The sequence below is a fragment of the Roseateles sp. GW821-FHT09B06 genome, from assembly GCF_059418245.1.
This window is the reverse complement of sequence record NZ_JBWKPM010000027.1, coordinates 13,284-31,854: the sequence shown is the minus strand read 5'-3', so window position 1 is coordinate 31,854 and position 18,571 is coordinate 13,284. Positions and strand designations below refer to the sequence as shown.

At 69.7% G+C, this 18,571-nt stretch carries 18 protein-coding genes and 1 pseudogene; 9 read left to right on the top strand and 10 right to left on the bottom strand.

Annotation, left to right across the window (positions count from 1 at the left end):
- The first annotated feature begins 171 nt into the window (after nucleotides 1-171).
- Entirely contained in the window at nucleotides 172-1,080 is a 909-nt protein-coding gene (locus tag AC07OQ_RS19615) for a LysR family transcriptional regulator (protein ID WP_495054826.1), read from the top strand.
- Nucleotides 1,081-1,086: 6 nt separating this feature from the next.
- Here the strand turns inward: AC07OQ_RS19615 and AC07OQ_RS19610 are convergent, their stop codons facing one another.
- Nucleotides 1,087-1,413 carry a plasmid stabilization protein gene (locus AC07OQ_RS19610; protein ID WP_495054825.1) on the bottom strand — a complete coding sequence of 109 codons (327 nt, stop codon included), beginning with the start codon at nucleotides 1,411-1,413 and terminating at the stop codon, nucleotides 1,087-1,089.
- Between the two features lie 130 nt (nucleotides 1,414-1,543).
- On the opposite strand from AC07OQ_RS19610, the pseudogene AC07OQ_RS19605 reads away from it, so the two are divergent.
- Together AC07OQ_RS19605 and AC07OQ_RS19600 are read left to right on the top strand one after the other, a co-directional pair.
- Nucleotides 1,544-1,972: pseudogene (locus tag AC07OQ_RS19605) on the top strand (YciI family protein); the annotation flags it as partial.
- A gap of 24 nt (nucleotides 1,973-1,996) precedes the next feature.
- A complete protein-coding gene (locus tag AC07OQ_RS19600; protein ID WP_495054859.1) occupies nucleotides 1,997-2,464 on the top strand; it encodes a VOC family protein in 468 nt (155 codons plus the stop codon).
- A gap of 15 nt (nucleotides 2,465-2,479) precedes the next feature.
- Here AC07OQ_RS19600 and AC07OQ_RS19595 read toward each other — a convergent pair whose 3' ends face one another.
- The 5 genes from AC07OQ_RS19595 to AC07OQ_RS19575 form a co-directional block, all read right to left on the bottom strand.
- Nucleotides 2,480-2,833, bottom strand: a complete 354-nt coding sequence (locus AC07OQ_RS19595) for a BON domain-containing protein (protein ID WP_495054824.1) — start codon at nucleotides 2,831-2,833, stop codon at nucleotides 2,480-2,482.
- 127 nt (nucleotides 2,834-2,960) lie between these two features.
- The gene (locus AC07OQ_RS19590) at nucleotides 2,961-3,698 is read right to left on the bottom strand and encodes an ABC transporter ATP-binding protein (protein WP_495054823.1); all 738 of its coding nucleotides are present in this window, start codon (nucleotides 3,696-3,698) and stop codon (nucleotides 2,961-2,963) included.
- A 1-nt stretch (nucleotide 3,699) separates the two neighbouring features.
- Nucleotides 3,700-5,472, bottom strand: a complete 1,773-nt coding sequence (locus AC07OQ_RS19585; protein WP_495054822.1) for a branched-chain amino acid ABC transporter ATP-binding protein/permease — start codon at nucleotides 5,470-5,472, stop codon at nucleotides 3,700-3,702.
- A gap of 143 nt (nucleotides 5,473-5,615) precedes the next feature.
- Nucleotides 5,616-6,653, bottom strand: coding sequence for a branched-chain amino acid ABC transporter permease (locus tag AC07OQ_RS19580; RefSeq protein ID WP_495054821.1), 1,038 nt, complete (start codon nucleotides 6,651-6,653; stop codon nucleotides 5,616-5,618).
- Between the two features lie 155 nt (nucleotides 6,654-6,808).
- Nucleotides 6,809-7,555 (bottom strand): substrate-binding periplasmic protein, encoded by a 747-nt coding sequence (locus AC07OQ_RS19575; RefSeq protein ID WP_495054820.1) that lies wholly within the window; start codon nucleotides 7,553-7,555, stop codon nucleotides 6,809-6,811.
- A gap of 39 nt (nucleotides 7,556-7,594) precedes the next feature.
- Between AC07OQ_RS19575 and AC07OQ_RS19570 the strand changes: the two genes are divergently transcribed.
- The gene (locus AC07OQ_RS19570; protein WP_495054819.1) at nucleotides 7,595-8,371 is read left to right on the top strand and encodes an enoyl-CoA hydratase/isomerase family protein; all 777 of its coding nucleotides are present in this window, start codon (nucleotides 7,595-7,597) and stop codon (nucleotides 8,369-8,371) included.
- 168 nt (nucleotides 8,372-8,539) lie between these two features.
- Nucleotides 8,540-8,776 (top strand): hypothetical protein, encoded by a 237-nt coding sequence (locus tag AC07OQ_RS19565; RefSeq protein WP_195795907.1) that lies wholly within the window; start codon nucleotides 8,540-8,542, stop codon nucleotides 8,774-8,776.
- A 59-nt stretch (nucleotides 8,777-8,835) separates the two neighbouring features.
- Here the strand turns inward: AC07OQ_RS19565 and AC07OQ_RS19560 are convergent, their stop codons facing one another.
- Nucleotides 8,836-9,396: a thymidine kinase gene (locus AC07OQ_RS19560; RefSeq protein ID WP_495054818.1), complete on the bottom strand. Its 561-nt coding sequence runs from the start codon at nucleotides 9,394-9,396 to the stop codon at nucleotides 8,836-8,838.
- A 188-nt stretch (nucleotides 9,397-9,584) separates the two neighbouring features.
- On the opposite strand from AC07OQ_RS19560, the gene AC07OQ_RS19555 reads away from it, so the two are divergent.
- The 3 genes from AC07OQ_RS19555 (at nucleotide 9,585) to AC07OQ_RS19545 (ending at nucleotide 12,289) form a co-directional block, all read left to right on the top strand.
- Nucleotides 9,585-9,800, top strand: coding sequence for a hypothetical protein (locus AC07OQ_RS19555; RefSeq protein ID WP_495054817.1), 216 nt, complete (start codon nucleotides 9,585-9,587; stop codon nucleotides 9,798-9,800).
- Nucleotides 9,801-9,861: 61 nt separating this feature from the next.
- Complete coding sequence (locus tag AC07OQ_RS19550; protein WP_495054816.1) at nucleotides 9,862-11,565, top strand: diguanylate cyclase; 1,704 nt, start codon at nucleotides 9,862-9,864, stop codon at nucleotides 11,563-11,565.
- Between the two features lie 58 nt (nucleotides 11,566-11,623).
- Nucleotides 11,624-12,289 (top strand): ProQ/FINO family protein, encoded by a 666-nt coding sequence (locus AC07OQ_RS19545; protein WP_495054815.1) that lies wholly within the window; start codon nucleotides 11,624-11,626, stop codon nucleotides 12,287-12,289.
- Nucleotides 12,290-12,478: 189 nt separating this feature from the next.
- Here AC07OQ_RS19545 and AC07OQ_RS19540 read toward each other — a convergent pair whose 3' ends face one another.
- Together AC07OQ_RS19540 and AC07OQ_RS19535 are read right to left on the bottom strand one after the other, a co-directional pair.
- The gene (locus AC07OQ_RS19540) at nucleotides 12,479-13,081 is read right to left on the bottom strand and encodes a thioredoxin family protein (protein WP_495054814.1); all 603 of its coding nucleotides are present in this window, start codon (nucleotides 13,079-13,081) and stop codon (nucleotides 12,479-12,481) included.
- A 61-nt stretch (nucleotides 13,082-13,142) separates the two neighbouring features.
- On the bottom strand, nucleotides 13,143-15,281 hold the full coding sequence (locus AC07OQ_RS19535; protein ID WP_495054813.1) for a protein-disulfide reductase DsbD family protein: 2,139 nt from the start codon (nucleotides 15,279-15,281) through the stop codon (nucleotides 13,143-13,145).
- A gap of 214 nt (nucleotides 15,282-15,495) precedes the next feature.
- Here AC07OQ_RS19535 and AC07OQ_RS19530 point away from each other — a divergent pair, with 214 nt between their 5' ends.
- Nucleotides 15,496-17,073: an ABC transporter substrate-binding protein gene (locus AC07OQ_RS19530; RefSeq protein ID WP_495054812.1), complete on the top strand. Its 1,578-nt coding sequence runs from the start codon at nucleotides 15,496-15,498 to the stop codon at nucleotides 17,071-17,073.
- A gap of 39 nt (nucleotides 17,074-17,112) precedes the next feature.
- Here AC07OQ_RS19530 and AC07OQ_RS19525 read toward each other — a convergent pair whose 3' ends face one another.
- Nucleotides 17,113-18,564, bottom strand: coding sequence for an amidohydrolase family protein (locus tag AC07OQ_RS19525; RefSeq protein WP_495054811.1), 1,452 nt, complete (start codon nucleotides 18,562-18,564; stop codon nucleotides 17,113-17,115).
- Nucleotides 18,565-18,571 lie beyond the last annotated feature (7 nt).

The following is an 18,571-nucleotide window of genomic DNA, read 5'->3' as shown; positions in this document are numbered from 1 at the left end:
CAGGGCGATCCGGCTCACGAGCTCTGGCCATGCTGCCGTCCGGGTTCTCCAGGCGATGCGTCGGCAGGCGAACCATGGACAGGCTCATTGCTTAATGGATATTTCAGAAAACCATTTGTCAATTTCCAACGATAAATAATCGATGCTTGATGATGGGAAGGAGAGCCCGAGATGGACCAGTTGCTTGCCCTGCGCGTGTTCGTGCGCATTGCCGAGGCCGGCACCTTCGCGAAGGCGGCCGATTCGCTGAACCTGCCCAAGCCCACGGCCACCAAGCTGATCCAGAACCTGGAGGCGCATCTGGGTGCCAAGCTGCTGCAGCGCACCACGCGGCGCGTCTCGGTGACGCCCGAGGGCGCGGCCTATTACGAGCGCGCCATCCGCCTGATCAGCGAGCTGGAGGACATGGACGCGGCGGCGGCCAACACGCGCGCGCGCCCCCGGGGCCGGCTGCGCCTGGACATCGGCTCCTCGCTGGCCAATCTGATCCTGATCCCGGCGCTGCCGGACTTCCGGGCGCGCTACCCCGACATCCAGCTGGAGCTGGGCGTCAGCGACCGGCCGACCGATCTGATCAGCGAGGGGGTGGACTGCGTGATCCGCGGCGGCGCGCTGCCGGATTCATCGCTGGTGGCGCGCCATCTGACGGAACTGGAGTACGTCACCTGCGCCAGCCCCGACTACCTGCGCCGCCATGGCCGGCCGCGCCATCCCGAGGAGCTGATGGTGCTGGGGCCGCATCGGCTGCTGCAGTATTTCTCGTCGCTGACCGGCCGCCCCTTCCCCATGTACTTCAAGCGTGGGGACGACCCCGAGATCGAGATCCGCGGCCCGGCGACCCTGGCCGTGAACGAGAGCACGGCCCACTTGAACGCGCTGCTGACCGGCCTGGGGCTGGGCCAGACCTTCGCCTTCATGGCCCGCCCCCATCTGCAGAGCGGCGCCCTGGTGCCGCTGCTGGACGAGTGGACGCGCCAGCGCCATCCGCTGCACCTGCTCTACCCGGCCAACCGCCACCTCAATGCCAAGCTGCGCGTCTTCGTCGACTGGGCGGTGGAGCTGTTCGAAGCCCAGGGCTGAGCCAGCTCAATGCCGCAGGGCCCGCTCGAGCTGGGCCTTGTTCATGCCGGAGCGCCCCTTGAGGCCGCGCTGCCGGGCCTCGTTGTAGAGCTGGGCATAGGTGCGCCCGCCCTCGCCGCGGTGCGAGCGCAGACCGCCGCGCTGGCCCGAGGAGATGTCCTCCAGCGAGCTGCGACTGGCACTCAGGGACTCGCCATGCCGCGCCCGCTCCTTGTTGACCGTGCGGGCGGCGATCTCCTCGGCCAGGTCCTCGCTCTTGCCGCGAGCTTCGAGGGCGGACTTGATGTGCTGGTACTGACGTTCGCGCTTGGCGCTCCAGGTGCTGCGGGGCATGACAAACTCCTTGGGTCTTGCGTGGATCCCTCCAAGATTTCCTTGTCTGCCTGTCGATTCCGGCCGGGCTTGCACGTCGTGGCAAGGAGGCACAAGCTGCCTTGCCCCGCAACCTTTCAGGAGAGACGACATGCGATTCATGGTGATGATCAAGGCCACCGCCGACAGCGAGACGGGCAAGATGCCGAGTGAGCGCCTGCTCACCGAGATGGGCCAGTTCAACGAGGAACTGATCAAGGCCGGCGTGATGCTGTCCGGCGAGGGCCTGCAGCCCAGCAGCAAGGGTGCGCGGGTCCGCTTCAGCGGCAAGGAGCGCCGCGTTGTCGACGGCCCCTTCGCAGAGACCAAGGAGCTGGTCGCCGGTTTCTGGATTTGGCAGGTCAAGTCGCGCGACGAAGCGATCGAATGGATCAAGCGCTGCCCCAATCCGATGGAGCAGGATTGCGAGATCGAACTGCGCCAGGTCTTCGAGGCCGAGGACTTCGGCGCCGAATTCACGCCGGAGCTGCGCGCGCAGGAAGAGCGGCAGCGCGAGCGCCTCGCCGCGCAGCAGGCCCCCCATGCGCCGACGGCGGTCGACCCGGTGCCGCCCGGCAACGGCGCCATCCCCTACCTGACGGTGCGCGGCGCGGCCGATGCGCTGAGCTTCTACGAGCGGGTATTCGGCGCCAAGCTGGGCCTGCGCCTGGACGCGCCGGACGGCCTGATGCATGCGGAGATGACGGTCGGCCCGGCGCATTTCATGCTCAGCGAGGAGCGCCCGCAATACGGCGCGCTGAGCCCGCTGAGCCTGGGCGGCTCGGGCTCCTGCAGCGTGGTCTATGTGCCGGACGTCGATGCGGCGGTGGAGCGCGCCGTGGCCGCCGGCGCCAAGCTCGACATGCCGGTGCAGGACCAGTTCTGGGGCGACCGCGCCGGCCAGATCACCGACCCCTATGGCCACAAATGGATGGTCGCCACCCATATCGAGGACCCGACGCCCGAGGAGGTCACGCGGCGCGCGCAGCAGATGTTCGCGGCCGGCGCCGACGGCTGCCCCGGCCAGGCCTGAGCCGCCGCGCGCCGATCAGCTGCTGCGCGGCACCGCCATGTGGTTGTCCACGCTCAGCACGTTCTTGGCCTTGGCGGCCACGCGGGTGGCATGGTCGCGCACCTTGGCATCGGGCGCCTTGCCGTCCAGCTCGACCAGGCCGTCGCGGGTGCGCACCCGGATGGCCAGCGGGCTCAATTCGGCATCGGCCGCGAACTTGGCCTGGATATCGGCCGTGATGGCGGCATCGGCGGGCGACTGCGGGGCGGCGGCGGGCGCCACGCCGGCCGCCGGCGGGTCGGCCATGATCTCCTGGTCTTGACGGCCGCAGCCGGCCAGCAGAGCCGCGGCGGCGGCCGCGATCAAGAGGGAATTGCGGGTAGGGTTCATGCCAAAGCCTTTCCTTGTCCTTGATGGCGCCGGAGGCGGCCATCGATGGGCGAAAGGCTAAGGCGCCACCCGCGCGGCCCGCATCGGCGCGGGCCGGATTCGCTTGTCGGACTAGGCCGACACGGCCTCAGGCCGCGGCCTTCTTGGCCGCGCCCAGATAGGTCTCGATCACGCGCGGGTCGCGCGCCAGCTCGGGCGCCGGCCCCTCCAGGCCGATCTCGCCGGTCTCCAGCACATAGCCGTAGTCGGCCACCTCCAGCGCAGCGCGCGCGTTCTGCTCGATCAGCAGGATCGAGACGCCGGTGTCGCGCAAGGTGGCGACGATGCGGAAGATCTCCTTGACGATCAGCGGCGCCAGGCCGAGGCTGGGCTCGTCCAGCATCAGCACCTTGGGGCGGCTCATCAGCGCGCGGCCCACCGCCAGCATCTGGCGCTCGCCGCCGGACAGCGTACCGGCCAGTTGCGCGCGGCGCTCCTGCAGGCGCGGGAACAGCCGGTAGACCTGCTCCAGCCCCTCGCGCCAGTCGCGTTGGCCCAGCTTCATCGGTCGGAAGCCGCCCAGCACCAGGTTGTCCTCGACGCTCATCGTCGTGAACAGCTCGCGCTTCTCGGGCACCAGGGCCAGGCCCTTCATCACGCGCTCCTCCAGCGTCAGCGCGGAGATGTCCTCGCCACCGAACAAGACCTGACCCTTGGCGGGCAGCACGCCCATCAGCGCGTTCAGGGTGGTGCTCTTGCCGGCGCCGTTGGGGCCGATCACGGTCACGACCGCGCCCTGCGGCAGGCGCAGGTTCAGGCCCGACAGCACCTCGGCGCGGCCATAGCCGGCATGCAGGTCCGTGACGTTCAGCAGATCGTTGGCCATGTCAGTGTTCCGTTCCCAGATAGGCGGCGCGCACGGCAGGGCTGGCCTGCACCTCCTCGGGCGAGCCCTCGATCAGCTTGGTGCCGAACTCCATCACGACGATGCGGTCGGTCAGGCCCATCACGAATTCCATGTCGTGCTCCACCAGCAGGATGCTCATGCCCTCGCCCTTCAGCTGGCGCAGCACCTCGGCCAGGGCCTGCTTCTCCTTGTGGCGCAGGCCGGCGGCCGGCTCGTCCAGCAGCAGCAGCGCGGGATCGGTGCACAGCGCGCGGGCGATCTCCATCAGGCGCTGCGGCCCCAGGGCCAGGTTGCCGGCCAGCTCGAACATCTTGTCGCCCATGCCGATGCGCAGCAGCTGGCGCTCGGCCTCCTTGAACAGGCGCTTCTCCTCGTCGCGGTCCAGCCGCAGCATCGCGCGCGCCGTGCCGCTGGTGCTGCGCAGATAGCCGCCCAGCGCCACGTTCTCCAGCACCGTCATGTCGGCGATCATCTTCACATGCTGGAAGGTGCGCGACATGCCGCGCCGCGCGATCTCCCGCGAGGCCAGGCCGCCGACCGCCTGGCCGCGGAAGGCCACCGCGCCGCTGGTCAGCGACAGCACGCCGGAGACCAGGTTGAAGGTGGTGGACTTGCCGGCGCCGTTCGGGCCGATCAGGCCGACGATCTCGCCGGCGCGGATCTGGAATGACACATCATTGACCGCCACCAGGCCGCCGAACTGCTTCCTGACCTTGTCCACGTCCAGCAGCAGCTCGCCGAGGCGCGGCTTGTCGCGCGCCGCCAGCGGCGCGGCGTCCAGCCAGTCGCGCTGGCGCGCGGCGGCGGGCAGCCAGCGCCCGGCAAAGGCCACGACATAGGGCCACAGGCCCTTGGGCGCGTACTTCAGCATCAGCACCAGCACCACGCCCAGCACGATGATCTCGAAGTTGCCGTTGCTGCCCAGCAGGACCGGCAGCACTTCCTTCAGCTGGTCCTCGATGATCTTCACGACGCCGGCACCGATGAAGGCGCCCCAGACCGTGCCGACGCCGCCGACCACGGCCATGAACAGGTACTCGATGCCCATCTTCAGCGCGAAGGGGCTGGGGTTCACGGTGCGCTGGAAATGCGCGAACAGCCAGCCCGAGACCGAGGCCAGCAGGGCCGCCAGCACGAAGATCACGACCTTGTAGCGGAAGGTCGAGACGCCCATGGCCTCGGCCATCGTGGTCGCGCCGTTGAGCGCGCGGATGGCGCGCCCCGGGCGCGAGTCCAGCAGGTTGCGCACGCCCAAGGCGGCCAGGATGGCGATGACCCAGATCAGGTAGTAGATCGAACGGCCGTCCTGCAGGCTCCAGCCCAGGAACTGCAGCGCCGGCAGGCCCTGGATGCCGTCGTACTTGCCGAGGAAGTCCATGTTCGCCATCGAGAAATTCAGGCTCAGCGCCCAGGCGATCGTGGCCAGCGGCAGGTAGTGGCCCGACATGCGCAAGGTCAGCAGGGCCAGCACCAGGGCCACCAGGCCGGTGATCAGCAGGCCCAGCAGCAGGGCCAGCCAGGGCGAGGCGGCGTAGCTGGTGCTCAGCACCGCGGTCGTGTAGGCGCCCAGGCCCACGAAGGCCGCCTGGCCGAAGGAGGTCAGGCCGCCGACGCCGGTCAGCAGCACCAGGCCCAGCGCCACCAGCGCGAACAGGCCGATGTAGTTCAGCTGCGTGATCCAGAACTCCGGCACCGGCAGCACGGGCAGGGCGAACAGCAGGGCGGCGCCTGCCAAAGGAAGGAACTTGCGCATTTCAGTCATCCATGCCGCTGCACGGCAATCTCGTTGCACCAGCCGAAGCCGTCCGAGCGGACACCGCAGATCCGGCCTTGCCGGGCTGCCGATGTCGCCCCCTGGAGGGGGCGCGCGAAGCGCGTAGGGGGTGGTCGCTCATGTCACTCTTCGTCTTTATGGGGATCGCGCAGCGAGCGCCACAGCAGCACCGGCAGGATCGAGGTGAACACGATCACCTCCTTGAAGGCGCTGGCCCAGAAGGAGCTGAACGACTCCAGCAGGCCCACCAGCAGCGCGCCGACCGCCGCGCCGGGATAGCTGGCCAGGCCCGCGAACACCGCGGCGACGAAGCCCTTCAGGCCGATCAGGAAGCCGCTGTCATAGAAGATCGTCGTGGTCGGGCTGATCAAGAGGCCGGAGAGCGCGCCGATGAAGGCCGCCATCGTGAACGAGAGCTTGCCCGCGGCCGTGCTGGAGATGCCCATCAGGCGCGCGCCCAGGCGGTTCACCGCGGTGGCGCGCAGCGCCTTGCCGTACAGGCTCTTCTCGAAGAACAGCCACAGCAGCACGATCAGCGCGAGCGAGGCGCCGATGATGATCAGGGTCTGGCCCGACAGGGACAGCGGGCCGAGGCTGAAGCTGGCATCCCAGAAGCTCGGGTTGCGCGAGCCCTCGGCGCCGAAGAACACCAGGCCCAGGCCGGTCAGCGCGAAATGCACGCCGATCGAGACGATCAGCAGCACCAGCACCGAAGCGTCGGCCAGCGACTGGTAGGCCAGGCGGTAGACCAGCGGGCCCATCGGCGTCACGATCGCCAGGGTCAGCAGGGCCTGCAGCAGCAGCGGCAGCTTCAGCGGTGCGGCCCACAGGGCCAGCAGGCCGATCGCCAGCGGCAGCGCCGCCGCCATGCCCACCGTGCCCAGCAGGCCCGCCAGCGGCCGCCCGGCGCGCCAGCCGGCCCACAGGTCCAGCACGGCCACGCCGACGGCCATCGCCAGCAGGAACCAGATGGTCAGCGGCGTCTGCCCCAGCTGCAGCCCCGCCATCGTCAGCGCCCCGAAGGCGACATACTCGCCCTGGGGGATGAAGATGACCCGCGTCACCGCAAAAACCAGCACCAGACTGAGCGCCAGCAGGGCGTAGATCGCCCCGTTGGTCACGCCGTCCAGCGCCAGGATGCTCGCAATCGTGAAGTCCATGAATGCCTGTCTCCGCACCGCCATGCCGGCTCGGGCCGGCTTCTTGCGTTTCACTCTAAACAAAAACCGGGGGAAAGCCCTTAGTACGAGGCCGCATTGACAAAGCGCAAATTTCGTCCGACCAGTCGGTCGAAATTGTTTTCGCAGGCCGGCGTTCAGCGGCCGGCGGCCCGCGGCGGCTCGACCATCACCTCGTTCAGGCGCTGGATCAGGGCGGCGGCGCCCGGCAGTTGGCGCGGCACCAGGATGTGGAATTCGGCCTGGCCCACGACATTGGCGGCCGGCCGGATCTGCCCGCCCAGTCCGGCCTGCTCGATCAGCAGACGCCCCACCGGCTCGGCCTGGAAGAAATAGTCCACCCGGCCGGCCTGCATCATCCGGAAGCAGGCGGGCGCCGTCGCCGGCCGTTCCAGGCGGAACGCGCGCCGGTGCCACAGCGGGGCGATCTCCGGCGGCAGCGTGTAGCCCTGGGGCAGGCACAGGCTCTTGCCCGCCAGATCGTCGGCGTCGATGTACGGCTTGTGCCCCACCAGCGCGAAGAACTTGCGCGGACTGCGAAAGAAGGGCCGGCTGCTGAGGAACTCGGCCTCGCGCTCCGGCGCCAGGCCCCAGCCGTAACTCACCTCGGCCTCGCCGGAGCGCAGCATCGCCAGCGCGCGCGGCCAGGGCACCAGCGGCAACAGCCTAGGCGTCACCCCGGCGGCCCGCAGCAGGCGCAGCATCTCGACGCTCATCGGTCCCTGCCCCGGCAACTGCGCGCCGATGAAGGGCGGGTACTCGCCGGCCACGACACGCAGCTCGGGCTGCGCCGCCAGCCGGGCTTGAGGCAGGACAAGCAGCGCCAGGGCAAGCAGCGAGGAGCGCAGGATGGGCGTTTTCAGGAAAGGCCTCGTGGGCGGCAAGAGACACGGTGGTGCGGGCCGGGATCTTAGACTGCGCCCATGTCCGCCATGCCAGATTCCCAACACCAACTCCCGCTGCTGCAGGTCGAAGGCCCATTCGCCCGCATCACGCTGCGGCGCCCGCGCGTGGCCAACCGGCTCGAACTGGGCGATCTGCAGGCCCTGACCCGGCATCTGGCCCGCATCGAGGCCGATCCGGGCGTGCGCGTGCTGCTGCTCGACGCCCAGGGCAGGCATTTCTGCAGCGGCTTCCACATCGACGCGGTGCCGGGCGTCGACGCCGGCGCGCTGTTCGAGGCCCTGGCCAATGCCTGGGAGAACGCCCGGCCGGTGACGGTGGCCGCCATCCAGGGGGGCGTCTATGGCGGCGCCACCGACCTGGCGCTGGCCTGCGACTTCCGCCTCGGCACGCGGGCCTGTGAAATGTTCGTGCCGGCCGCGCGCCTGGGTCTGCATTTCTATCGCGGCGGGTTGGAGCGCTATGTGAACCGCCTGGGCCTGGCCGCCGCCAAGCGGGTGCTGCTGGCCGGCCAGACGCTGGACGCCGCGGCCATGCGCGACTGCGGCTTCCTCGATCAGTTGCTGGATGACGGCCCGGCGCTGCAGCAGGCGGTCGACGCGCTGTGCCAGCGCCTGCTGGCGGCCGCGCCGCTGGCCCTGCTGGGCATGAAGAGGCATCTGAACGCGATTGCCGCGGGGCGGCTGGATGCCGCGGCACTGGCCGCCGACATCGCCCGCGCCAACGCCTCCGAGGACCTGGCCGAGGGCGTGCGCGCCTGGCAGGAGAAGCGCGCGCCGCGCTTCAACGGACGCTGAACGGCCCGCCGAGAACCCTCATTCCGGCATGCGCCCGCATGATGGAAAATACCGGTCTCAGGGCGCGACGGTCGGAATCGACGAAAATAGCGTCTGCGGCGCCGCCCGGCGTCCAGCAGCCGCCCCGCCGTCGCAGGCATTTCTTCTCCTCCTCACTACAGGACCAGCGTGGCCAAGGACAGTACTAAAACCACCATCGAAGCGGATGGTCTGCGTTACCGCTCTAAAGCACCGGGCTCGCCCTTCGCGGCGACCTCCTCGTTCGGAGCGGCCACCATGTCGTGTTTCCTGTGCGGCAAGCACAGGCCGCGCGCCATGCTCAAGTCCAAGAAGCTGCTGGGCAAGTCCCAGCCCGTCTGCGCACCCAGCTGCAAGGAACTGGACGAGCAACTCGCCCAGAAGTAAGCGGCTCGCTCGCCCCCTTGAGGGGGCGGAAGCGCGTAGAGGAGCGCATAGGGGGTGGGTCAGTTCGCCCTGAAGCAGCGCCCGCAGACCGCCCGGTAGCGGGCATTGCCGCCGATTTCCACCTGCGCGCCCTCGGTGATGCGGCGGTTGTCGGCGTCCAGGCGCGCGTTCAGCGTCGCCTTGCGGCCGCAGTCGCAGATGGTCTTCATCTCATCCATCTCGTCGGCCAGCGCCAGCAGCGTGGCCGAGCCCGGGAACAGCTCGCCGCGGAAGTCGGTGCGCAACCCGTAACAGATCACCGGCACATTGTGGATATGCGCCAGCTCGTGCAGGGCCCAGACCTGGGCCTTGGCGAGAAACTGCGCCTCGTCCACCAGGATGCAGGCCACGCCCGGCTGCGCCCGGTTCTCGGCCAGGAAATCCGTGGCCTCGCCGAACACCTCGGCCGCGCGCTGCGGCCCCAGGCGCGAGGTGACATGGCCGCGCCCGTAGCGGTCGTCCAACTGGGCCGTGAAGATGCGCACCCGATGGCCGCGCTCCTCGTAGTTGTGTGCCACCTGCAGCAGCGCGGTCGATTTGCCGGCATTCATTGCGGCATAGCGAAAAAACAGTTTGGCCATCTCGTCCGGGGAATCATGCCGCCGCTCGGCGGAAGGCGCGATTGTGCGTTGGCCGGCCCGTCATTCCCATATCGTGACAGATTGCACGTGGTTTATGACATCACATGGGTACAAGCGAGATAGCGTTGTCTCGCGCGCCCGGCCTAATATCTTCGCAGAGGGATATGTGAACCGGAGCGGGCACAACAATGAGCAAAGACACCTTCACCAGCGTGAGCGACGACGGGCTGCGCTATGAGTCGAAGCTGGGCGGTTCGCCCTTCCTCGGCAGCGGCCACACCCGCTCCTGCTTCAAATGCGGCAAACACCGCCCGCCCAGCAGCCTGCAATCCAAGCGCGTGCTGGGCCGCACCGAGCTGATCTGCAAACCAGCCTGCGCCAAACCCAAAGATCACACGACCTGAGCAGTTTCGGGCCCTTGCGATGCAGCGGCCCGGCCACTGCGGGCCCTATCATCGGCCCGACGTGCCGACGACCGCCTGCCATCCACTGCCGCCCAACGCACCGGCTCCAGCGCTGCCCGATCTGCTGACTGCCGCCCGCCATGCCTATGGCGCCGAGCAATGGGCCGAATGCCGGCGCCTGGCCGCCCTGCTGCTGGACCGCGCCCGCGCCGCCGACGACCTGCCGGCCGAGGTGCATGCGCATGTCCTGCTGGCGCATGCCGCCCAGCGCCAGAGCGAGCACAGCCAGGCCGCCGCCCATGCCGCCAGTGCCCTGACCCTCAGCCAGTCGCTGGACGACGAGATGCTGCAGGCACGCAGCCGCGTCGCCTCGGCCCGCGCCAGCTGGAGCGTCGGCGACAACGACCAGGCCCTGATCGACGTGGAGGCCGCCCTGCCCACCTGCCAGGCCGGCGATGATGAGGAACTGCTGTACGACGCGATGAACCTGCTGGGCATCGTCTACGGCGAGCTCGGCAACAACGAGGCCTCGCTGGACTGGCACCAGCGCGCGCTGGGCCTGGCCGAACGCGCCGGCCGGCCGCGCATGCGCGCGATCACGCGCGCCAACCTGGCCGGCCATGAGCTGGACCTGGGCGAGGCCCTGCTGCTGGACGGCCATGCCGAGGCGGCCGAGGCCGCCCTGCTGCGCTCGCTGGATTTCAACGATGCCGCGCTGGCGATCGCCGAGCCCGCCGGCATGCAGAGCATCCAGGTGGTGGCGCACAGCAACCGCGGCGCGGCGCTGGCCCTGCTGGGGCGCCGCGCCGAAGCGCACGCGGCCTTCGCGCATCAGCTGCAGCTGGCGCAGCAGAGCGGCGACCAGGGCAGCAAGGTGCAGCGCGCCCAGTACCTGGCGCTGATGTACCGCGAAGCCGGCGATCTGGAGCAGGCCCGCGCCATCGCCGCCGAGGGGCTGGCCATCGGCGAGCAGGCGCGCGCCAAGAGCCTGCTGATCCCGCTCTACGAGCTGGCCTCCGCGCTGGCCGAGCAGGCCGGCGATTTCGCCCCGGCGCTGGCGCTCTACAAGCGCTTTCATGCGCTGCGCAGCGAGCTGGCGCTGAACGGCGCCCAGCAGCGCGCCAAGGCGCTGGCGGTGCGGCTGGAGACCGAACGCGCGCTGGCCGAGGCCGCCACCGAGCGGCTGCAGGCCCAGGCGCTGCGCCTGGCCAACGAGGAACTGGCCCTGCGCGCCGAGGCGCTGGGCCGTGACGCCTTGCAGGACGCGCTGACCGGCCTGGCCAACCGGCGCAGCCTGGACGCCCATCTGGATCTGCGCTTCGGGACCGCCCGATGCGAGGGCCAGCCGCTGTGCGTCGCGCTGATCGACCTGGACCACTTCAAGGCCATCAACGACCGCCACTCGCACGCCATGGGCGACCGCGCGCTGCGCCAGTTCGGCACGCTGCTGCAGGCCCATTGCCGCGCCCAGGACCTGGCCGCCCGCTACGGCGGCGAGGAGTTCCTGATCATGCTGGACCGCGTGGCCCTGGCCGATGCCTGGCAGATCTGCGAGCGCCTGCGCCAGGCCATCGAGCGGCACGATTGGGCGGCGCTGGCGCCCGGTCTGGCGGTCACCGCCAGCCTGGGGCTGTCCGATCTGGCGCGCCACGCCAGGCTGGAGGACGGGCTGGCCGAGGCCGATGCCCTGCTCTACGCCGCCAAGCAGGCGGGGCGCAATCGCATCTGCGGCCCGCTGGGGTTTGCGCCCGGCGCGCCACAGTAGGCACAATCCAGCCTTTCCTTTTCTATCGCGATTCGGTTTCTCGAACCACGTTCCTCTTATGTCGTCCTCCCCGAACCCCGGCACCGAAGCCGCCGTCGAAATGACCCCGGCCGCCGCCCTGCAGCAGCTCAAGGCCCTGTTCCCTGCCTTGTTCGATGGCGCCCACAAGCCCCTGAAGCTGCGCATCCAGGCCGACATCCAGGAGCGCGCTCCGGGCCAGTTCAGCAAGCAGCTGCTGTCGGCCGTGCTGCGCCGCTACACCGGTGGTACCGGCTACCTGATCGCGCTGAGCAAGGCCAGCGAGCGCTTCGACCTCGACGGCAATCCCGCCGGCGAGTTGAGCGCCGAACACCGCGAGGCCGCCGTTGCCGAACTGACACGCCGCCGCGGCATCGTCGAGGAGCGGCGCGCGCTCGAGCAGCAGCAGCGCCGCAACCGCGCAGCGCTGCTGCGCGATTTCCAGACCACCACGCTGACGCGTGCCAACTTCTGCGCGCTCAAGGGCGTGGCGGAGGAAGAGCTGGACGGCCTGCTGGAGATCGCCAAGCAGGAAGCCGAGGAAGACCGCATCCGCCGCGCAGCGCAGCCGCAGGGCGAGCGCCGCCATGACCGGCGCAATGAAGGTCGCCGCGATGGCGGCCAGCGCCCGCCGCGGCGCGAAGGTGGCGGCGGTGGCCAGAAGAACCGCCCGCCGCGCCAGGCCTCCGGCGACGACAAGGCTTAAGCCCCCCGGACCGCGCCCGCAGGGCCGCGGCCCCTCCAGCGGAGCCCGAGGATCCGGCTTTGCCGGTCCTACGGGCTCGCCAAGGCCGGAGGCCCTGGCCCTCAGCAGGCACGAACAGTCCTCAGGACTGTTCGTGTCCGGCTTCGGCCCCCTTGAGGGGGCCGGCGCAGCCGGTAGGGGGTGGTCCTTTTAACCCGCGTACTTGATCGAGCAGCCGTAAGGCGTCGAGGTCGGCTGGCTCAGGGGCTTGCCGGCCAGGGCCTCGCCCACCGCCTGGCTCACATAGTTCACCGCGGTCTTGATGTCGGCCGCGTTGGCCGTGGGCTTGGAGTCGATCGCGCCGGCATAGATCAGCTTGCCGGCCGGATCGATCAGGTACATATGCGGCGTGGTGCGCGCGCCATAGGCCCGGCCGAGCTTGCCGTCATCGTCCATCAGGGTCGCGTTGTGGGCCGCCCGCTTGCTCTTCATCCAGGCCTCCAGTTCGGCCGGCGGCCTGTAGTCGCTGGCGCTCCTGGCGGTCGAGCTGACGGCCAGCCACACCACGCCCTGGCCGGTGGCGCCCTGCTGGGTGGACGGCATATTGCCGCTGTTGTAGTGCTTCTGCACGAAGGGGCAGCCGGGGTTCACCCATTCCAGCACCACATGCTTGCCCTTGTAGTCGGCCAGGCTGACGGTCTTGCCCTGGCTGTCGGTGATGCTGAAGGCCGGCGCGGCCTGGCCCACGACGGCATTGGCCTGGGCGGCACCGGTGGCGGCCATGGCGGCAAGGCCCAATGCGATTGCGCTCATCCATTGCTTCATACAAGCCTCCTTGAGAGTGAGGGTTGAGGATCGATCGGTCGGGAACCCCTCAGAGCGACAGCGCGTCGCGCAGCAGCGCGACGCTGAGGATCTCGGGCAGCAGCCTGGGCGCGCCAGCGCCCGGCGCGTAGACGGCATAGACCGGCACGCCGCTGCGCCCCAGGCGGCTCAGCTCCTGGCTGATCGCGGCGTCACGGCGGGTCCAGTCGGCGCGCAGCAGCAGCACGTTCCTGGCCCGCATATCGGCCACCAGCTGCGCGTCGGCCAATGTGCTGCGCTTGTTGAACTGGCAGGTCACGCACCAGGCCGCGGTGAAGTCCACCAGCACCATGCGGCCCTCGGCCTGGGCCGCGGCCACCTTGTCGGGCGACCAGGGCTGCCAGCCGCCGGCCTGGGCCTGGGCCTCCGCCTGCACCGCGGCCGCCGGCGCCTCGCGCAGCGCCGGCCAGGCCCACCAGGCCGTGCCCGCCAGGATCAGCAGCGCCAGGCCGCCCAACACCGTGCGGCCGCGCGCCTGCAGATCCGGCGCGCCGAACACCCAGGCCGCCAGCGCCACGGCCAGCAGCAGGCCCAGCAGGGCGATCGCGCCGTCGATGCCGACCTGCTGGCCCAGCACCCACATCAGCCACAGCACGGTGGCGAACATCGGAAAGGCCATCAGGATCTTGAAGTGGCGCATCCAGGCCCCCGGGCGCGGCAGCGCGCGCGCCAGACCCGGCCACAGGCTGACGGCCAGATAGGGCGCGGCCATGCCCAGGCCCAGGGTAGCGAAAATGGCCAGCGCCTGCGGGGCCGGCTGGGTCAGCGCGGCACCCAGGGCCACGCCCATGAAGGGCGCGGTGCAGGGCGAGGCCACCGCCACCGCCAGCACCCCGGTCAGGCCATGGTCCAGCACCGGGTTGGCGGCGCGCGCGCCGGCCAGATTGCCCGGCAGCACCGCGCGGATCTCGAACACGCCCAGCAGGTTCAGGCCGATCAGGCCGAACAGCAGGGCTAGGCCGGCGACGAACAACGGCGACTGCAGCTGGAAGCCCCAGCCCAGCTGCGCGCCGCCCGAGCGCAGCACCAGCAGCAGGCCAGCCAGCGCCAGGAAGGAGAGCACCACGCCGGCCGTGTAGGCCAGGCCGCCGGCCAGCAGCAGGCGGCGCTCGCCGGCATGCTGGGCAAAGCCCAGCACCTTCAGCGACAGCACCGGGAACACGCAGGGCATCAGGTTCAGCAGCAGGCCGCCGGCAAAGGCCAGCAGCAGGGCCAGCGCGATCGGGGCCGGCGCGGGCGCTGCTGCGGCTGCGGCTGCGTCGGCCGGCTGCAGGGCCGGCGCGGGCGCGGCGCCTGGGGTCGCCGGCCAGGCGGCCAGCGCATAGCCGACGCGGCCGCCTCTTCCATCGGGTCCATCGGACGGGCCGGCCGGGCGCAGCACCAGGGCCAATTGGGCCGGACTTTCGCTGCGCTGGGCCGAGATCGGCAGGGTCAGGCTCAGGCGCTCGCCATCCCATTGCTGGGCGGGCGCGGCCGCATGGTCGAACACGCCGGCCTCCTCCGGGAAGGCCAGCAAGGTCTTGCCGCGCCAGGCGGCCGGCAGGCCTTCGATGTCCAGCAGCAGGCTCCGAGCGTCCAGCCGGGCGGCCACCTTGGCCGGCAGCGCCCGCGGCAGCGCCGCCCGGGCCTGGCCGAACAGCGCCGCATGGCCGGCGGTCGCGGCGGCGGCCGGCAGCTTCAGCGCGAACTCGCCGGACTCGGGAATGCAGACCTCCTTGCACACCAGCCAGTCGGCCATCAGCTTGATGTCCAGGGTCTCACCCTTGAACTCGGGGCCGACGGTGATCGGCACGGCCAGCAGCAGCTCACCCTCGTAGCCATAGTTGACCAGGGGCCCCACCGGCAGGCGCTGCGGCACCGGCCACTGGATCTCGCCGGCCGTGACGCCCGCCGGCAGTTGCCAGTCCAGCCGGGTCGGCAGGCCCGAGTCGCCGGGGTTCTTCCAGTAGGTATGCCAATGCGGCTGGTGCTTGATCAACAGACCCAGCCACAAGGGCTTGCCGGCCTCGACGCCCTCCGGCGCATGCGCCACCAACTCGGCGCGCACCTGCTCGGTCGTGACCACGGCGCCCTGGGCCAGGGCCATGCCGGGGAGGAGGATGAGGCTCAGCAGGGCAAGCCGGGACAGGAGCGAACGGAGCAGGGTCATCGGAGGGTGGGTCAGGGCCGGGACGCGCGGCAGCGCGGCCTCGCCGCGACTCTAGAGGAGGAGCAAAGACCCCAAGTATCGGGCAGGCTTGCGTTCGCCCTGCGCCCAGGATCTCCACCCAGCGCATAAGCATTGTTGCAATGCGTGGGGTCTTGACCGCTGGCTGTGCGTAGACTCGCACGGCCGACCAATCACACCGGGAATTGCCGTCTTGATGATGAAGAAGAAAAGAACCCTGCTCGCCCTGGCCCTGCTGGCCGCCGCCACAACCGCCCCGGCCCAGACCCTGCGCTGGGCCGGCGCCGGCGATCCGCTGACCCTGGACCCCTATGCGCAGAACGAGTCGCTGACCAATGTGTTCAACGGCCAGGTCTACGAGTTCCTGGTCGCGCGCGACAAGAACCTGAAGCTGGTGCCGCAGCTGGCGACCGAGTGGAAGCAGAACAGCGCGCTGAAGTGGACCTTCAAGCTGCGCCCGAACGTCAGGTTCCACGACGGCAAGCCCCTCACCGCCGACGACGTGGTGTTCTCGCTCGAGCGCGCCAAGCAGCCCAGCTCGCAGATCGCCGTCTACGCCAATGCGCTGGGCGAGGCGAAGAAGATCGACAACCTGACCGTCGAATTCACGCTGCCCAGGGCGAATCCGATCTTCCTGGAGCACATCAACACGCTCTACATCATGAGCCGTGCCTGGGCCGAGGAGAACAAGGCCACCAAGACCCAGGACTTCGCCAACAAGGAAGAAAGCTTCGCCGCCTTCAACACCAATGGCACCGGCCCCTTCCAGCTGGTGAGCCGCGCGCCGGACAGCAAGACGGTCTACAAGCGCAACCCCAACTACTGGGGCAAGATCGAGGGCAATGTCCAGCAGATCGACTACACGCCGATCAAGAGCGACGCCACCCGCACCGCGGCCCTGGTCTCCGGCGAGGTGGACTTCGTGCTCGACCCCGCCCCGCGCGACCTCGAGAAGCTGGCCGCCACGCCGGGCGTCAAGATCATCAATGGCCCGGAGAACCGCATCATCTTCCTCGGCATGGACCAGGGCCGTGACGAGCTGCTCTACAGCAGCGTCAAGGGCAAGAACCCGCTGAAGGACCAGCGCGTGCGCCGCGCGCTCTACCAGGCGATCGACATCGTCACGATCAAGGACAAGCTGATGAACGGCCAGGCCGCGCCCACCGGCGCGGTCGTGCCCTCGCCGCTGGGCAGCTTCAACGATCCCGAGATCGAGAAGCGCCTGCCCTATGACCTCAATGCCGCGAAGAAGCTGCTGCTTGACGCCGGCTACCCGCAGGGCTTCGAGGTGCAGCTGGACTGCCCGAACAACCGCTATGTCAACGACGAGCGCATCTGCGTGACCCTGGCCTCGCAATGGGCCAAGATCGGCATCAAGACCAAGGTCAACGCGCAGCCCAAGGCGCAGTTCTTCAACAAGGTGGAGAAGCTCGACACCTCGATCTATATGTTCGGCTGGGGCGGCTCGATCACCGACCCCGAGAGCATCTTCACCTCGCATTACCGCAACCGCGGCGAGAAGGGCGTCGGCGAATACAACCGCGGCAACTTCAGGGACGACGAGCTCGACGCCCTGGTCGCGGCCTCCAGCGTCGAGGCCGACCCCGAGAAGCGCAAGGCCATCATCAAGAAGGTGTTCCAGCGCCAGGCCGAGCAGGTGCATTACATTCCGCTGCACCGCCAGTTCATCCCCTGGGCCGCACGCAAGAATGTCGACGTGGTGCACCGCGCCGACAACTGGCTGGAGGTGCGCTGGGTCAATGTCGGTAAGTAAGGACCTTGGCCCGCCGCGGCAGACGCCCGCTCAGCGCGCTCAGCGCGGCGCCGGCGTCGCTGCCGCCACGCGCCGGCGCACATCCTCCAGCATGGCGTCCAGCGCGCGGCGGTCGAACACCTGGCCGCCGAGTATCAGCGTCGCGATGCGGCGCGTCGCCCTGATGTCCTGCAGCGGGTCGGCCTCCAGCAGCAGCAGATCGGCCACCTTGCCGACCGCGATGCTGCCGTGGCTGGCGCCGCGGCCGAGGAACTCGGCACCGTTGCGGGTCGCGGCCTGCAGCGCTTGCAGCGGCGTCAGGCCGTAGCGCACGAACAGCGCCAGCTCCTCGTGCAGGCCGATGCCGGGGTAGTTGTAGGAGTTGAGGAAACCGGCATCGGTGCCGGCAAGAATCTTCACCCCGGCCTGCTGCAGCAGCGGCAATATCGCCGCCATGCGCTCGAAGCGCTGGTGGCGGCGCTTGACCGCCGCCGCATCGTCCTTGCGGGCGCGCGCCACGCGCCCGGCATAGGTGGCCTGCAGACCCGGCCCGATGTACTTCAGGTAGTCATCCGCGGCATGGTCGTCCTGATCCAGATAGGCGATGACGCGGCTGCCGTTGAGCGTCGGCGTGACCGCCGTGCCATGCGCCGCCAGTTGCCGGTAGGCCGCGCTGGCGGCCGCCGGCTCGAAGCTGGCCGCGACCTCGGCCCACAGCTGCTGGCTGCTCAGCTCGCCGGCCTTGAAGCGCTCGCTCAGCGCCGCCTCGTTCGGCGCACCGGCCTTGTAGGCATAGGCCAGATGCTCGATCGAGCCCAGCCCGGCGGCACTGGCCTGGGCCACCGGCACCACCATCGGGATATGCGCCGAGGTCTTGAGGCCGCGCGCCCGCGCCTTGGCCAGGGCCTGCAGAAACAGCTCGGGCGAGAGCTTGTCGTCGGTGATCTTGACGAAGTCGACCTGCCATTGCTGCAGCTGGTCGAGCGCCGCATCCAGCTGCTGCGTCGTCGCAACCTCGATGTCGCCGGGCCAGATCGAGCCTATGCCCTCGATCTTCGGCCCCGAGGTGAAGATCGTCGGGCCCAGGCGCTGGCCCGCGGCAATCTCGTCGCGCCACTGGAAGACGCTGGGGCTGAGATCGCCGGCCGCATCGCGCACCGCGGTGATGCCATGCGCCAGATAGAGCGGCAGCAGATTGCGGTTCTCCTCGATCAGCGCCTCGCCGCCGCCGAAGTGCACATGCATGTCCCACAGGCCCGGAATCGCGAACTTGCCCGTGCCATCGACCGTCGTGCGCGCCGGCAGCGGTCGTGCGGCGTCGTGCGCGACGATGGCGACGATGCGGCCGGCACGCATCGCGATGTCGCGCTGCGGCAGGCGTCGGCCGTCGTCGACATCGATGACCATGACATTGCGCAGCAGCAGGTCCGGCAGTTCGGCGCCGGCCGCGGCGCGCGCCGTCGCCAGTGCCAGCAGCGCCGCCGCGCAGGCCAGCAGGCCGCGTCGGCTCAAACCGGCC

Bases quoted from the DNA above. Each gene is read 5' to 3' on its own strand.
- AC07OQ_RS19615 (WP_495054826.1), top strand. From the start codon at position 172: ATGGACCAGTTGCTTGCCCTGCGCGTGTTCGTGCGCATTGCCGAGGCC.
- AC07OQ_RS19610 (WP_495054825.1), bottom strand. From the start codon at position 1,413: ATGCCCCGCAGCACCTGGAGCGCCAAGCGCGAACGTCAGTACCAGCAC.
- AC07OQ_RS19595 (WP_495054824.1), bottom strand. From the start codon at position 2,833: ATGAACCCTACCCGCAATTCCCTCTTGATCGCGGCCGCCGCCGCGGCT.
- AC07OQ_RS19590 (WP_495054823.1), bottom strand. From the start codon at position 3,698: ATGGCCAACGATCTGCTGAACGTCACGGACCTGCATGCCGGCTATGGC.
- AC07OQ_RS19585 (WP_495054822.1), bottom strand. From the start codon at position 5,472: ATGCGCAAGTTCCTTCCTTTGGCAGGCGCCGCCCTGCTGTTCGCCCTG.
- AC07OQ_RS19580 (WP_495054821.1), bottom strand. From the start codon at position 6,653: ATGGACTTCACGATTGCGAGCATCCTGGCGCTGGACGGCGTGACCAAC.
- AC07OQ_RS19570 (WP_495054819.1), top strand. From the start codon at position 7,595: ATGTCCGCCATGCCAGATTCCCAACACCAACTCCCGCTGCTGCAGGTC.
- AC07OQ_RS19560 (WP_495054818.1), bottom strand. From the start codon at position 9,396: ATGGCCAAACTGTTTTTTCGCTATGCCGCAATGAATGCCGGCAAATCG.
- AC07OQ_RS19555 (WP_495054817.1), top strand. From the start codon at position 9,585: ATGAGCAAAGACACCTTCACCAGCGTGAGCGACGACGGGCTGCGCTAT.
- AC07OQ_RS19545 (WP_495054815.1), top strand. From the start codon at position 11,624: ATGTCGTCCTCCCCGAACCCCGGCACCGAAGCCGCCGTCGAAATGACC.
- AC07OQ_RS19540 (WP_495054814.1), bottom strand. From the start codon at position 13,081: ATGAGCGCAATCGCATTGGGCCTTGCCGCCATGGCCGCCACCGGTGCC.
- AC07OQ_RS19535 (WP_495054813.1), bottom strand. From the start codon at position 15,281: ATGACCCTGCTCCGTTCGCTCCTGTCCCGGCTTGCCCTGCTGAGCCTC.
- AC07OQ_RS19530 (WP_495054812.1), top strand. From the start codon at position 15,496: ATGATGAAGAAGAAAAGAACCCTGCTCGCCCTGGCCCTGCTGGCCGCC.